The following is a 13,791-nucleotide window of genomic DNA, read 5'->3' on the forward strand; positions in this document are numbered from 1 at the left end:
GGCGTCGACCCGTTCCGTTACGGTCGGTCTGTTTCAGTGGCTCGCAACGGTGCGCGAGGTGTCCACCACCACTCGCCCACCGAGCTCCACCCACCCGTCGTCGGACAGCGTGGTCGACAGCACCGAGCCTCGGCCCTGCACGATGCCCAGGTCGCGACCGAGCAGTTCGGTGACGCGGACGGCGGCCGCGCCCGTGGCTTCGTCCTCGGGGACGCCCATGTCGGGTGCGAACATGCGGGAACGGATCGCACCTCGGTCTTCGTCCACCCACGCCCAGACGTAGTGGTGACCCTCGGTGAAGTCGGACGGGTCCACGTCGAGGACCTCGGCAGGCGAAGAGACCCGATGGAACTCGAACTGCGGCGCCCACGCCGGCCGGGCCCGGACGTAGGTGACGCCGTCGGCGACTCGGACGGCAACCTCGCCCGCGGGGACGAGCAACGTCTCCACCGGAGTTCCGCGGCCGGCCAGCCATGCTGCCGTGCCCACGGTGGGGTGCCCGGCGAACGGCAACTCGACGGCGGGCGTGTGAATGCGGAGGGCGGCGGAGTCGACAGGGCTCTCGGGAACATCGACGAACACCGTCTCGCTGTACTGCAGGTCGTGCGCCACGGACTGGCGATCCGACGGGGCAACGGACGCAGCGTCGACGATGCCGAGGGGGTTGCCCCATCGACCCTGGTCGTCGGTGAACACCCGCACGACATGGACGTCGAATGACATGGTCTTCCTCTCAGCCTGCGGTGACGGTGATGTCGTCGAACACGACCTCGGCCAGTTCGTCCGACTCCTCGACGTCGACTGTGGCGTCGAAGGACCACCCGTGGTCGCCCTCGGGGTCGTCGAGAACTTGCCGTGCGGTGGTCTCGTCGCGGGTCTGGACGAACGAGAACAGGTGGGGTCCGCGCGCGGTCGGTGTCATTCCGATCTCGCCGTACTCCTCGAAGTAGGGCTCGAGTTCGTCCTGCCAATCGACGTCGTCGCCCAGCTCCTCGAGGAGGTCCCAGCGACGACGGGACGCCAGCTCGACGCGTCGGAACAGGGCGTTGCGCACCATGATCCGGAACGCTCGGGGGTTCGCAGAGATGGGTTTCGGTGTGTCGGCTCCGTACGCGACGACGGGTGTACCGTCCTCCTCGAACGTCGGATCGGTGAGGTTCTCCCACTCGTCGAGAAGGCTCGAGTCGACCTGGCGCACCGTTTCGCCGAGCCATTCGGTGATGTCCTGGACGTCCTCGGTGCGAGCCTCCGGTGGAACCGTCTGTCGCAGAGCGCGATACGCGTCGGCGAGGTACCGCAGCACGGAGCCCTCCGAGCGGGAGAGACCGTAGTGTGAGACCAGCTCCGTGAACGTCATCGACTTCTCGATCATGTCGCGCACCACGGACTTGGGGGAGAGGCCGAACTCGGACAGCCAGGGGTGCCCACCGCGGTAGATCTCGAAGGCGGGGCCCAGAAGACCGGCCAGGGGCTTGGGCCAGGTCACCTCCTCGAGCAACTCCATGCGTTCCTCGTACTCGAGGCCGTCCGCCTTCATCTGCGCCACGGCTTCGCCGCGCGCCGCGTGCTGCTGTGCCATCAGGATCTGGCGCGGGTCGTCCAGGGTGGCCTCGATGACGGACACCACGTCGAGCGCGTAGGACGGCGACTCCTGGTCGAGCAGCTCGAACGACGCGAGGGCGAACGGCGACAGCGGCTGATTGAGAGCGAAATCGCGCTGCAGGTCGACGGTGAGCCGTGCGGTGCGCCCGTCCTCGTCCGGCTCGGGAAGCTGTTCGACGATGCCGGCGTCGCGTAGACCCCGGTACAACCGCACCGCCTGGAGAATGTGTCGCCGTTGGTTCGCCCTGGTCTCGTGGTTGTCCTCGAGCAGATGCCGCATCGCGTCGAAACAACTGCCCGGGCGGGCGATGACGTTGAGCAGCATCGAGTTGTTCACCGAGAACTTCGATGTCAGCGGCTCCGGGCTCGCCGCCACGAGTCGCTCGAAACTGGGCTTGCCCCAGGAGACGAAACCGTCGGGTGCTTTCTTGCGCTGAATACGTTTCAGCTTCTTGGGATCGTCGCCCGCCTTGGCGACGAGTCGGGCGTTCTCGACCTCGTGTTCGGGTGCCTGCACCATGACGGTGCCGAGCGTGTCGTAGCCGGCTCTGCCTGCGCGACCGGCGATCTGATGGAACTCGCGGGCGCGCAACTGGCGCGTGCGAACACCGTCGTACTTCGTCAGTCCGGTGAGCAGCACGGTGCGGATGGGCACGTTGATCCCGACGCCGAGAGTGTCCGTTCCGCAGATCACGGCGAGCAGACCCTCCTGCGCCAGCTTCTCGACGAGCCGCCGGTAGCGCGGCAGCATGCCCGCGTGGTGCACGCCGATGCCGTGACGGACCAAGCGGGACAGCGTCTTACCGAAACCGGTGGTGAACCGGAACCCACCGATGGCCTCGGCGATGGCCGCACGGGTCTCCTTGGAGGCGACGGTGATCGAGGTGAGCGCCTGAGCCCGTTCGAGTGCGGAGGCCTGCGTGAAGTGCACGACGTAGACGGGTGCGAGGTGCGTGGAGACGAGTTCCTCGATGGTCTCGACGACGGGTGTGAGTCGGTAGGAGAACATCAGCGGCACAGGGCGTTCGGAGCCCTCGACGACGGTGGTGACCCGTCCGGTCCGGCGGGTCAGGTCGTCGCGGAAGAAGGAGACGTCGCCGAGAGTGGCGGACATCAGCAGAAACTGGGCGTGGGGGAGTTCGATGAGCGGCACCTGCCACGCCCAGCCGCGATCGGGCTCGGAATAGTAGTGGAACTCGTCCATGATCACCTGGCCGATGGACGAGTCCGGTCCTTCCCGCAGTGCCATGTTGGCGACGATCTCCGCTGTCGCACAGATGATGGGTGCCGATGCGTTGACCGAGGCGTCGCCCGTGACCATGCCGACCTTGTCCGCGCCGAAGATCTCGCACAGTGCGAAGAACTTCTCGCTGACGAGCGCCTTGATCGGCGCCGTGTAGAACGATCGGATGCCGGCCGCGTACGCGGCGAAGTGAGCGGCGATGGCCACCATCGACTTTCCCGACCCGGTGGGGGTGGCGAGCACCACGTTGTTGCCGGAGACCAGCTCGATGACCGCCTCGTCCTGCAGCGGATACAGCTCGAGTCCACGGTCGGAGACCCAGGTGGTGAACGCGTCGTACAGATCGTCGGCCGACGCGGAGTCAGGAACCATCTCGGTCAGCAGCATCACTACAGGTTACGTAGCCGACCTCTCGTCCGACCCCATGGCACCCAGGACCGCCTGCCTCGTCGTCGCACTGCCGGTGATGGCGTCCTCGCCGACACCGGAGACGAGCATCTGCCGCCACCGCTGTTCGTCGAACTTCAGCGGCATCGTCGTACCGAGGAAGTTCTCCAGGACCTCGAGGAATCGCATCGGATCGTCGCGGTACGGGAAGTGGCCGGCGCCGGCGAAGACGTCGAGGCGGGAGCCGGGCATCGCGGCGTGAGCGAGCGTCGCGTGGGCAATGGGGATGACCGTGTCCTGATCACCCCAGATGAGTTGCACGGGCAGGTTCTCGGTCAGGTAACACCGGTCGAGCATGGTGACCACCTGCCCGCGCCAGTCGACGACGGCCCGCAGCGTGCGCAGGTAGGCGTCGTAGGCGGTGGAGTCGAGAAGGTTGCCGAGGACGCGGACCAGATCGGGCGTGTCGTGCAGGACGGCCCCGGGGTGCAGAGGAGTGCCGTCCAACTGGTCGATCGCAGCGCCCGCCATGCGCAGCAGGCGCATGGCTCCGGGCAGGCGCAGCAGTTTGAACGCCTCGTTGACGATGGGCGTGGACATGAGTCGCAGTGCCGGGTGCACGTCCTTGGTGACACCGCCCGCCGAGACGAGGACGAGGCGCTCGACCATGTCCGGATACTGGTAGGCGAACTGCATGGCCACACCGCCGCCGAGCGAGTGGCCCACCACGGACACCGCGTCGATGTTGAGGGTGACGAGCAGATCGCGGATGCCGTTCGCGTATGCGGCCACCGAGTAGTCGGCACGAGGCTTGTCGCTCAGTCCGTGGCCGAGCAGGTCCGGCGCGATGACGGTGTACTTCGACGCGAGATGGGGGAGCACGTCGAGCCAGGTCTCGGAGCTGTCACCGATGCCGTGGATCAGCAGCAGTACCGGTCCGTCTCCCGCCATCCGGAAGGCACGTCGATAACCGTGCACCGTGCGGAAGTGCAGCCGCGGTTCCGCGTCGGGAACCGGACGCAGGGCGCGGCGGCGTGTGTCGGACATCCCGGCCCCTCTCGATCGGCGGCACCGTGTGTGTCGCCGACCGAGCGTAAACCGGGATCGTCACCGTTCACACAGCCGTCGGGTTACGGCTGGGTAAGAACTCGTGACGTCAGGAGCGGTCTGTTCCGTCCTCGGGACCCTCGTGCGTCTCGGGCGACGGCTCGTCCTCGACGAACTCGGTCTGCTCCGCGAGGAACTTCTCGAACTCGGCACCCAGTTCGTCGCCGCTGGGCAGTTCCTCGTCCGCGGCGAGGAGCGTCGACTGCTGCTCCTGCGCCGTGACGAAGGTGTCGTACTGACGCTCGAGTGCCTGGACCACGGACTGGACCTCCGGGTTGCCCTCGACGTGCTGGTCGACCTGCTCGCGCACCCGTGCCGCGGATTCCGTCAGTGCGTTCAACGGGATGGTCAGCTTCGACGATTCGGCGACCAGTTCGAGCAGCGTCTCCGCCGCGCTCGGGTACGCCGTCTGTGCCAGGTAGTGCGGCACGTGCACCGAGAAGCCCATCGATTCGTGGCCGTGCTGAGCCATGCGGTACTCGAGCAGGGACGAGGCGCTGGCCGGCACCTGCAGCTCACCCGACCACTTGTGGTGCTCGCCCACCAGGTCGGTGTCGCTGGAGTGGGCGGTGACGCCCAGCGGCCGGGTGTGCGGCACCGCCATGGGAATGGAGTTGAGGCCGATGGTGCGGCGTACTCCGAGCTGCTCCGACAGCAGACGCACCGCGGTGGTGAACTTCTCCCACTTCAGGTCGGGTTCGAGACCCGCCAACAGCAGGAACGGGGTGCCCACGGCGTCCTGCACCGCGTAGAGATTGAGGTGCGGCTCGTCGTAATCGGAGAAGTGGTCGGCGGAGAACGTCATCATGGGGCGACGTGAGCGGTAGTCGAGCAGCTCGTCGACGTCGAAGGACGCCACCAGTTCGGTCTCCAGGGTCTCGCGCAGATGCGTGGTGGCCAGCTTGACCGCGTGACCTGCGTCGGAGAAACCCTCGAGGCCGTGAACCAGCACCGGACCCACGCCGTCCTCGGACGACACTCGGGGCGCTGGAAACTCCAGCTCGTACATTCTCGACTTCTCGTCCATGCCGGTGTCCTTCCTCGTCGCCGTGCGTGTCCTGCCGGGGCACCACTGTGCGGTTACCCCATTTTCCCACAGCGACCCTGCGCGACCGGGCTTCACCCGTTTCTCCTCCCAACGACGGCGGGGACCCCGACATTCCCCGCCGTCGCCGGTCAGCGCGTGAAAGCCTCCAGAGCCCGGATCTTGTTGGCGACGTCCAGCGCCGCGACCTTGTACGCCTCGGACATGGTCGGATAGTTGAAGACGGCGTCGACCAGATAGTCGACCGTGCCCCCGCACCCCATGACCGCCTGGCCGATGTGCACGAGGTCGGTCGCGCCGGAACCGAAGATGTGCACGCCGAGGACCCGTCGGTCGACGGTGGACACGATCAGTTTCAGCATCCCGTGGGAGTCTCCCGCGATCTGTCCGCGCGCGAGTTCGCGGTAGCGGGACACGCCCACCTCGTAGGGAACCGAGTTCTTCGTCAGTTCCACCTCGGTCGCGCCGACGTAGGACACCTCCGGGATGGAGTAGATACCGATGGGCTGGAGGTCGGTGAGCTTGTTCCCCGGCTCGCCGAAGGCGTGATACGCGGCCAGTCGGCCTTGATCCATCGACGTAGCGGCCAACGCGGGGAATCCGATGACATCACCGACCGCGTAGATCGTGTCCACCTTGGTCTGGAAGTCGTCGTCGACGTCGATCCGTCCTCGGGCGTCCGCCTCGAGTCCGGCCTTCTCCAGATCCAGCCCGTCGGTCATGCCCTGACGTCCGGCCGAGTACATCACCGTCTCGGCCGGGATCTTCTTCCCGCTCGCCAGCGTGGTGACCGTTCCCGACGGACCCACGTCGACGGCCGTGACCGCCTCGCCGAAGCGGAACGTGACCGCGAGGTCGCGCAGGTGGAACTGCAGCGACTCGACGATCTCACGGTCACAGAAGTCGAGCATGGTGTCGCGCTTCTCGACCACGGTCACCTTGCATCCGAGCGCCGCGAACATGGAGGCGTACTCGATCCCGATGACGCCGGCTCCGACCACCACCATCGACGACGGGATGAACTGCAGATCCAGAATGCCGTCGGAGTCCAGCACGCGGTAGTTGTCGAACTCGACGTCGTCGGGACGGGCGGGCGCCGTCCCGGTGGCGATCACGACGTTCCGCGCGCCGACCGTGATGCGCTCGCCGCGGCTGCGGTCGTCCACCGCGATGGTGTGCGCGTCGAGGAACCGGCCCTCGCCGGTGATCATCTCTATTCGGTTGCGCAGTAATTGCGATCGGACGACCTCGACCTCCTTGCCGATCACGTGGGACGTCCGGGCCAGCAGATCCGACGGCGTGATGTTCGCCTTGACGCGATAGCTCGCTCCGTAGAGCTCGCGTTGATTGAGGCCTGTCAGATAGAGAACCGCCTCGCGCAGCGTCTTCGACGGGATGGTGCCCGTGTTGACGCACACGCCGCCGAGCATGCTGCCCTTCTCGATGATGGCGACGCGCTTGCCCAGTTTCGCCGCCGCGATCGCGGCCTTCTGCCCTCCCGGTCCGGAACCGATGACTACCAGGTCGTATTCGAGTTGGTCCGACATGCCCCAACAAGTAGTCCCGTCAGGAGAATCCGGTGTGCCGTGCGTGTCACGACTGGGTGAACACCTCTCCGATGCAGCAGTTCGCACCTGTGCATCGTTAGGGTGACGGTCAGGTTCGCAGCAACCGGCAGTACCGACAGATGGAGGCAAGAAATGCCACAGCAGGTCCGCGGCGTCGTCGCTCGGAGCAAGGGTGCTCCGGTGTCCCTCGAGACGATCGTCATCCCCGATCCGGGCTCCAACGACGTGGTCGTGCGGGTGCAGGCCTGCGGCGTCTGCCACACCGACCTGCACTACCGCGAGGGTGGCATCAACGACGAGTTCCCGTTCCTGCTCGGCCACGAGGCGGCCGGCATCGTGGAGACGGTCGGCGACGCGGTCACCCACGTCGAGGTCGGCGACTTCGTGGTGCTCAACTGGCGCGCCGTGTGCGGTCAGTGTCGTGCCTGCAAGCGCGGTGAGCCCTGGTACTGCTTCGACACGCACAACGCCTCGCAGAAGATGACACTAGAGGACGGCACGGAACTCTCGCCCGCACTGGGCATCGGCGCCTTCGCCGACAAGACCCTCGTGCACGAGGGCCAGTGCACCAAGGTCGATCCCTCCGCCGACCCCGCCGTCGTCGGACTGCTCGGCTGCGGCGTCATGGCGGGCCTCGGCGCGGCGATGAACACCGGCAACGTCGGTCGCGGCGACTCGGTCGCGGTGATCGGCTGCGGTGGTGTCGGTGACGCCGCCATCGCCGGTGCCCGGCTGGCAGGAGCGGGCACGATCATCGCGGTGGACCGCGACAAGGGCAAGCTCGAGTGGGCGACGGGCCTGGGTGCCACGCACACCGTCGACGCCTCCGACGTGGACGCGGTCGAGGCCATCCAGGAGTTGACGGGCGGCTTCGGTGCCGACGTGGTCATCGACGCCGTCGGACGTCCCGAGACGTGGAAGCAGGCCTTCTACGCCCGCGACCTGGCCGGCACCGTCGTCCTGGTCGGTGTCCCGACGCCGGACATGACGCTCGAGATGCCGTTGATCGACTTCTTCAGTCGCGGCGGTTCACTCAAGTCCTCCTGGTACGGCGACTGCCTTCCCGAGCGCGACTTCCCGATGCTGGTCGACCTGTACCAGCAGGGTCGTCTGCCGCTGGAGAAGTTCGTGACCGAGCGCATCGCGCTGGACGACGTCGAGGCGGCGTTCGACACCATGGCCAAGGGTCAGGTCCTGCGTTCGGTGGTGGTCCTGTGACCACGCCTTCCGGCTTCCGTGTCGAGAAGGTCGTCACCACGGGCACGTTCGAGCTCGACGGCGGATCCTGGGCCGTCGACAACAACATCTGGATCGTCGGCGACGACTCCGAGGTGGTGATCGTCGACGCAGCGCACGACGCGGCCCCGATCGTCGACGCGGTCGGTGGCCGGAAGGTCGTCGCCGTGGTGTGCACCCACGGACACAACGACCACGTGACGGTCGCGCCCGAGCTCGCGGAGCGGCTCGACGCACCGATCCTGCTGCACCCGGCAGACGACGTGCTCTGGGAACAGACGCACCCGGGACTGGCTCACCGTGATCTGGCGGACGGGGACCGGATCTCGGTCGCCGGCACCGAGATCGAGGTCCTGCACACGCCGGGTCACTCACCGGGATCGAGTTGCCTGTATCTCCCCGAGGCCGGTCAGCTCTTCAGCGGCGACACGTTGTTCTCCGGCGGGCCCGGTGCCACCGGGCGGTCCTACTCGGACTTCCCGACGATCATCGGCAGCATCCGGGAACGACTGTTCGCCCTGTCACCGGAGACGGTGGTCAACACCGGACACGGGGACGGGACGTCCATCGGCGACGAATCGCCCCATCTCGAGGAATGGATCGCACGCGGATCCTGAGCCGAGTCCCGGGTAACGAACCGGACACCCCTCGGTGTGGCCCGCGGGCGGGCGGGCGCCGGTGTGGCAGCGTCGAGGCCACGCACGGTCACCGGACGCCCGGGGACCTCACCGACAGGGGAGACATGCAGACGCGAGCGACGAGTACCGGTGCCACCAGCAGAGTGTCCGCGGTGCGTGCCGGTGCGCTCGTCGCCCTCGCCGCCGCCGTGCTGGCGGGATGCGGTGGCTCCACGGTGAGCGGGACGCCGGAGGCCGGCGGTCCGCCGCCCTCCGCCGCGCCGTCCAGTGCACCCGGCTCGTCGTCGTCGACCACCACCACACCGTCGAGCTCTTCGTCCAGCACCTCGGCGAGTCCCGACGCGGCGGGATCGCTGTCGGCCCTGCTCCTCGATCCCAGCACCTTCACGGCGCCGTACCAGGCCGTGGTGTTGCCCCCGCAGGCCGTGGCGCAGGCGGCTCAGGACCTCGACGGCATCGCGGCCGACGCGTCCGTCGAACCGACGGGATGCAAGCCCGAGGCACGATCGTCCGATCCCGACTCGACGGCACTGCTCGTCGCGACCGATCCCGACGACCGGGCCACCATCTCCATCGAGTTGTCGCGGGTGGACACGACGCTGGAGGATCGGAAGGCACTCTGGGAGCAGTGCTCCGAGGTCGAGGCCACCTCAGCCGGTGTGACGAGCCTGGTGACCACCGACATCGTCCCGCCCCCGCCCATCGGTGCCGACGACACCCTCGCGCTACGTCGTACCGTCACCTCCGGTGGCCAGGCGGGCGAGGTCACGCAGTCCATGCTGTCGCTGCTCGCCCAGGTCGACGACGTCCGCGTCACGGCGACGTACATGTCCTTCGGGGAACTGACGCCCGACTCCGCCACGCTCGACCGCACGTTCACCGCCGCGGTGCAGAAGGTCAAGGCCGGGGGATAGCCCATGTCATGGGCAGTGCCCGAGCTGTTCCGGGTCCTCGACCTCACGGGTGTCTTCGCCAACGCCCTTCTCGGCGGCGCCGTCGCTCGGGCCTTCCGCTTCGACCTGGTCGGCTTCTCGGTTCTCGCCATCGTGTCGGGGCTCGGCGGCGGCATCATCCGCGACACGCTGCTCCAGGCCGGGCCGCCCGTCGCACTCACCGACTACCGCTATCTGACGGTGGCGCTGATCGGTGCCGTCGTCGCGTTCGCCGTGCGCTTCGAAGGGCGTGGGTGGGACCGCGTCTTCCCCTACGTCGACGCGCTGGCACTCGGTTGTTGGGCCGCGGCGGGAGCGCAGAAGACCCTGGGCGTCGGGCTCGGGTGGCTCCCGGCCATCGGGCTCGGCGCCGTCACCGCGGTGGGCGGCGGTGCGATCCGCGACGTCGCGGTGGGGCGCATCCCCACCATCTTCGGTGGCAACACGCTCTACGCGTCGTGCGCCCTGATCGCGAGCGCCACCCTCGTGGTGGTGCAGGCTGCAGGGCAACCGACGATAGCTCTGATCGCCGCGACCGTGGTCGGCGCGGCCCTGTGTCTCCTCGCGCGCCGTCGCGGCTGGATGTTGCCGGAGGAAGTGGTGTGGCGCCGTCCGCGGCGCCGACGAGGCCGGTGAGTCAGGGGCTGTCGACGAGGACGGTCATGGGCCCGTCGTTCACCGACTGCACCGCCATGTGTGCGCCGAACACACCTGTCGCGACCGTGATGCCGCGCGCACGGAGCGACGCCACCACCGCATCGACCAGCGGTTCCGCGATGTCGCCCGACGCCGCACCGTTCCACGACGGCCGACGGCCCTTGCGCGTGTCCCCGTACAGCGTGAACTGGGACACGACGAGGACCTCGGCTGCGTCGGGATCGTCCGAGACGGATCGTTCGTCCGGCAGGATGCGGAGATCCGCGATCTTGCGGGCGACGTATTCGACGTCCGCGCCGCCGTCCGACGGTGACACCCCGACGAGGGCCAGGAGTCCGGCGCCGATACGTCCGACCTCCACGCCGTCGACTCGAACGGTCGCTTCGCTCACTCGCTGAATCACTGCGCGCACGGTTGCCTCTCGTCGTCTCCTGACGAGTGTGGCAGCCGCGCAAGCGTCCATCCCCGGGCGCGGGCCGATCCACAGGCCGTTTCATCGGCCCAGGTCGACCCCGGAGGACCTGTCGGCCGCACGCGGACAGTCCTCCTCATGACTCGACGCCCGTACCCCGTTCCCCGCCATCGATCCCCGTCGTCCACGACGGCGGACCACCCCGTCGTGACGTCGGTGGGCGACCTCATCGCCGCCGTTCCGGCTCTGCTCGGCTTCGTGCCGGCGCGGTCCATCGTGCTCATCTGCCTCAGCACCGGCAGCCCCACCGTCGTGGAGATGTGCATGCGGCAGGACCTCTCCGACCGGCTCGACTCACCCGAGCTCGCCGACGTGATCGAGCGGTGCGGCGAGGTCTGCACGAGAGAGGGTCTGGACGCGGTCGTCGCGGTGCTGATCACCGGGTCGAAGTTCACGATGCCGTACGAGGTGGTGGCCGATGCTCTGCGGGACACACTCGACCCGCGCGGGATCGACCTGTTCGGTGTGCACCACGTGTCCCACCTGGCGGTCGGTCAGCGGTGGCGCAGCCTGGGTGGTGATTCGCGGTGCGGCACACTGCCCGATCCCGGATCGTCGCAGGTCGCGGCGTCCCGAGTGATGGCGGGACGGCAGATCCGCACGTCCCGGTCGGAGATCGCGCTGCTGCTGCAACCCGTTCCGGAGTCGGAGTGCGAACGGTTCCGCAACAGCCGACTGCGGGTCGAGCTGGAGGACGGGCCGGTCGGCCACTCGGACCTGCTGGCGGACACGGTCGTCTTCCTCGAGGCGCTGCACGCCTCCGACGAGCTCGACCACCTGACGGCGGCACGCATCATGGTGGCGATCAGCACGATCGCGGTGCGGGACGCCGTTCTCGGCCTCGCGACGACCGCGCTGGGACCCACGGCCGAGGCGGTGTGGGTCGAGCTGACGCGGCGGGTCAGCGGACCGGACCGAGCGCACCCCGCGACGATGCTGGGGGCGTGGGCGTACCTGCGCGGAGACGGACCGCTCGCCGGGGTGGCGCTGCAGACGGCGTTGACCGCGGATCCGGAGTACCGCTTCGCGCAACTGCTGGACACGGCTCTGCAGAACGGTGTGCGACCCACCGTGGTGCGCGAGCTCGTGCTGTCCGCGCGGTCACTGGCGGAGGACCTGGGGGTCGAGTTGCCGCCGGACGCGGTGTGAGCCCGGGGTCAGCGACGGGCGGAGTGCGCCCTGTCGCCGAGAGACTGCAGGAACGCCCAGGCGTCCGCGACGATCACGTCGAGATCGGTGAGCTCGGGCTTCCAGCCGAGCTCGGCCATGGCCTTCTCGCTCGACGCGACGAGCACTGCCGGATCGCCGGCTCGCCGGGGTGCGTCCGTGACGGCGATGTCGACCCCGGTGACGCGGCGGCACGCGTCGATGACCTCGCGCACCGAGAACCCTTCGCCACTACCCAGATTGAAGATCCGGTGACTCCCGGGGACGCTCTGGGACAGGGCGCGCAGGTGCGCGTCGGCCAGATCGCGGACGTGAATGTAGTCACGGACGGCCGTACCGTCCGGTGTCGGCCAATCGGTGCCGAACACCGAGATGGACTCACGGTGTCCGAGAGCGACCTGCAGGACGAGAGGAATGAGGTGGGTCTCGACGACACGGTTCTCGCCGAGGCCGGCGTGTGCTCCGGCCACGTTGAAGTACCGGAGGCTGGTCGCCCCGAACCCGTGCGCCGCGGTGTATCCCGTGATCGCATGGTCGATCGCGAGCTTGCTGGCTCCGTACGGGTTGGTGGGCCGAGTGGGGAAGTCCTCCGTGATGGGCGTGCGCTCGGGCTCCCCGTACGTCGCGGCGGTCGAGGAGAACACGAGGCGCGGAACCTGGTGCTCGACGACGGCATCGAGCAGTTCCAGCGCCGCACCGAGGTTGCCGCGCCAGTACTTCTCCGGCTTCTCCACCGACTCGCCGACCAACGACTGAGCCGCGAAGTGGAGGACCCCGTCGACCTTCTCGCGTCCGAGCACGGACGAGACGACCTCGGCGACGGGGCCCTCGACGAACTCCGCACCCGAGGGCACTCCGTCGGCGTTGCCGGTGGACAGATCGTCGACCACGACGACGTCGTGATCGTTCTCCATCAGGACGGCCGCACACACACTGCCGACGTAGCCGGCGCCGCCGGTCACCACGAACTTCACTCGAACTCCGATTCCTGTGTCTGGGAACTCCGCGAGAGACCCGAGCAGCTAGATGGTGCGGACCTGAACGGCGTGCGCCATCTCCTCGGACAGGTCGACGTCGTCGTGGCCCGGCACGGTGATGGTGACCGCGCCCGGCGTGACGGACACGGTGACGCGCGCGTCCGGGACGACTCCGGCTTCGCGCAGGCGCGCGATCGTGTCGGGGTCGGACTGCACGTACTCCGCGAGGCGGCGCACCACCACGGCGGTGGGCGTTCCGGGCGCGATGTCGCTGAGGCGCACCAGATCCTCCGGCTGCTCGGTCGGCCGGGACGAACCCAGCAGTGCGAGACCGGGAATCGGGTTCCCGTACGGCGAGGTGGTCGGGTTGTCCAGCACCTCGACGAGGCGACGTTCGACCTCCTCGCTCATGACGTGCTCCCAGCGGCAGGCCTCGGCGTGCACGTCCTCCCAGCGCAGGCCGATCACGTCCACGAGCAGCCGCTCGGCGAGCCGGTGCTTGCGCATCACGGCGACCGCGAGCTCACGGCCCTTCTCCGTCAGCTGCAGATGCCGGTCGCCCGCGACCAGGAGCAGCCCGTCGCGCTCCATCCGAGCCACGGTCTGGCTCACGGTCGGTCCGCTCTGCTCGAGGCGCTCGGCGATGCGGGCGCGCAGGGGAACGACCCCTTCTTCTTCCAAGTCGTAGATGGTCCGGAGATACATCTCGGTGGTGTCCACCAGATCCTTCACAATCACACCCTTCGTCGTCGTGGATTCT

13 protein-coding genes are annotated in these 13,791 nt (G+C 68.2%); 5 read left to right on the forward strand and 8 right to left on the reverse strand.

Annotation, left to right across the window (positions count from 1 at the left end):
* Positions 1 to 33: 33 nt before the first annotated feature.
* The 5 genes from QE449_RS10845 to sthA all read right to left on the reverse strand — a co-directional run bounded on the left by QE449_RS10845 (position 34) and on the right by sthA (position 6,931).
* Positions 34 to 723, reverse strand: coding sequence for a PhzF family phenazine biosynthesis protein (locus QE449_RS10845; RefSeq protein ID WP_307108801.1), 690 nt, complete (start codon positions 721 to 723; stop codon positions 34 to 36).
* 10 nt (positions 724 to 733) lie between these two features.
* On the reverse strand, positions 734 to 3,232 hold the full coding sequence (locus QE449_RS10850) for an RNA helicase (RefSeq protein WP_307108802.1): 2,499 nt from the start codon (positions 3,230 to 3,232) through the stop codon (positions 734 to 736).
* Between the two features lie 9 nt (positions 3,233 to 3,241).
* Positions 3,242 to 4,279 (reverse strand): alpha/beta fold hydrolase, encoded by a 1,038-nt coding sequence (locus QE449_RS10855; RefSeq protein ID WP_307108803.1) that lies wholly within the window; start codon positions 4,277 to 4,279, stop codon positions 3,242 to 3,244.
* A gap of 109 nt (positions 4,280 to 4,388) precedes the next feature.
* Entirely contained in the window at positions 4,389 to 5,366 is a 978-nt protein-coding gene (locus QE449_RS10860; RefSeq protein WP_204867686.1) for a proteasome assembly chaperone family protein, read from the reverse strand.
* Positions 5,367 to 5,515: 149 nt separating this feature from the next.
* Positions 5,516 to 6,931, reverse strand: a complete 1,416-nt coding sequence (gene sthA / locus QE449_RS10865) for a Si-specific NAD(P)(+) transhydrogenase (protein WP_027505160.1) — start codon at positions 6,929 to 6,931, stop codon at positions 5,516 to 5,518.
* Between the two features lie 153 nt (positions 6,932 to 7,084).
* Between sthA and QE449_RS10870 the strand changes: the two genes are divergently transcribed.
* The 4 genes from QE449_RS10870 (at position 7,085) to QE449_RS10885 (ending at position 10,394) form a co-directional block, all read left to right on the forward strand.
* The gene (locus QE449_RS10870; protein WP_027505161.1) at positions 7,085 to 8,170 is read left to right on the forward strand and encodes an S-(hydroxymethyl)mycothiol dehydrogenase; all 1,086 of its coding nucleotides are present in this window, start codon (positions 7,085 to 7,087) and stop codon (positions 8,168 to 8,170) included.
* A complete protein-coding gene (locus QE449_RS10875) occupies positions 8,167 to 8,805 on the forward strand; it encodes an MBL fold metallo-hydrolase (protein ID WP_307108804.1) in 639 nt (212 codons plus the stop codon). The genes QE449_RS10870 and QE449_RS10875 overlap by 4 nt, the downstream gene beginning before the upstream one ends.
* 125 nt (positions 8,806 to 8,930) lie before the next feature.
* Positions 8,931 to 9,740, forward strand: coding sequence for a sensor domain-containing protein (locus QE449_RS10880; protein WP_307108805.1), 810 nt, complete (start codon positions 8,931 to 8,933; stop codon positions 9,738 to 9,740).
* A gap of 3 nt (positions 9,741 to 9,743) precedes the next feature.
* On the forward strand, positions 9,744 to 10,394 hold the full coding sequence (locus QE449_RS10885) for a trimeric intracellular cation channel family protein (RefSeq protein WP_027505164.1): 651 nt from the start codon (positions 9,744 to 9,746) through the stop codon (positions 10,392 to 10,394).
* A gap of 1 nt (position 10,395) precedes the next feature.
* Here QE449_RS10885 and dtd read toward each other — a convergent pair whose 3' ends face one another.
* Positions 10,396 to 10,827 (reverse strand): D-aminoacyl-tRNA deacylase, encoded by a 432-nt coding sequence (gene dtd, locus QE449_RS10890; RefSeq protein ID WP_222645293.1) that lies wholly within the window; start codon positions 10,825 to 10,827, stop codon positions 10,396 to 10,398.
* Positions 10,828 to 10,965: 138 nt separating this feature from the next.
* Here dtd and QE449_RS10895 point away from each other — a divergent pair, with 138 nt between their 5' ends.
* A complete protein-coding gene (locus tag QE449_RS10895) occupies positions 10,966 to 12,036 on the forward strand; it encodes a DUF4192 domain-containing protein (RefSeq protein ID WP_307108806.1) in 1,071 nt (356 codons plus the stop codon).
* A gap of 8 nt (positions 12,037 to 12,044) precedes the next feature.
* Here the strand turns inward: QE449_RS10895 and galE are convergent, their stop codons facing one another.
* Together galE and QE449_RS10905 are read right to left on the reverse strand one after the other, a co-directional pair.
* Complete coding sequence (gene galE, locus QE449_RS10900; protein WP_307108807.1) at positions 12,045 to 13,028, reverse strand: UDP-glucose 4-epimerase GalE; 984 nt, start codon at positions 13,026 to 13,028, stop codon at positions 12,045 to 12,047.
* A 48-nt stretch (positions 13,029 to 13,076) separates the two neighbouring features.
* Positions 13,077 to 13,763 carry a metal-dependent transcriptional regulator gene (locus QE449_RS10905; protein ID WP_027505168.1) on the reverse strand — a complete coding sequence of 229 codons (687 nt, stop codon included), beginning with the start codon at positions 13,761 to 13,763 and terminating at the stop codon, positions 13,077 to 13,079.
* Positions 13,764 to 13,791: the final 28 nt, after the last annotated feature.

The organism is Rhodococcus sp. SORGH_AS_0303 (genome assembly GCF_030819335.1).
Classification (GTDB): domain Bacteria; phylum Actinomycetota; class Actinomycetes; order Mycobacteriales; family Mycobacteriaceae; genus Rhodococcoides.

Coding starts and splice junctions, on each gene's coding strand:
- QE449_RS10845 (WP_307108801.1), bottom strand. CDS start 723: ATGTCATTCGACGTCCATGTCGTGCGGGTGTTCACCGACGACCAGGGT.
- QE449_RS10850 (WP_307108802.1), bottom strand. CDS start 3,232: ATGCTGCTGACCGAGATGGTTCCTGACTCCGCGTCGGCCGACGATCTG.
- QE449_RS10855 (WP_307108803.1), bottom strand. CDS start 4,279: ATGTCCGACACACGCCGCCGCGCCCTGCGTCCGGTTCCCGACGCGGAA.
- QE449_RS10860 (WP_204867686.1), bottom strand. CDS start 5,366: ATGGACGAGAAGTCGAGAATGTACGAGCTGGAGTTTCCAGCGCCCCGA.
- sthA (WP_027505160.1), bottom strand. CDS start 6,931: ATGTCGGACCAACTCGAATACGACCTGGTAGTCATCGGTTCCGGACCG.
- QE449_RS10870 (WP_027505161.1), top strand. CDS start 7,085: ATGCCACAGCAGGTCCGCGGCGTCGTCGCTCGGAGCAAGGGTGCTCCG.
- QE449_RS10880 (WP_307108805.1), top strand. CDS start 8,931: ATGCAGACGCGAGCGACGAGTACCGGTGCCACCAGCAGAGTGTCCGCG.
- QE449_RS10885 (WP_027505164.1), top strand. CDS start 9,744: ATGTCATGGGCAGTGCCCGAGCTGTTCCGGGTCCTCGACCTCACGGGT.
- QE449_RS10895 (WP_307108806.1), top strand. CDS start 10,966: ATGACTCGACGCCCGTACCCCGTTCCCCGCCATCGATCCCCGTCGTCC.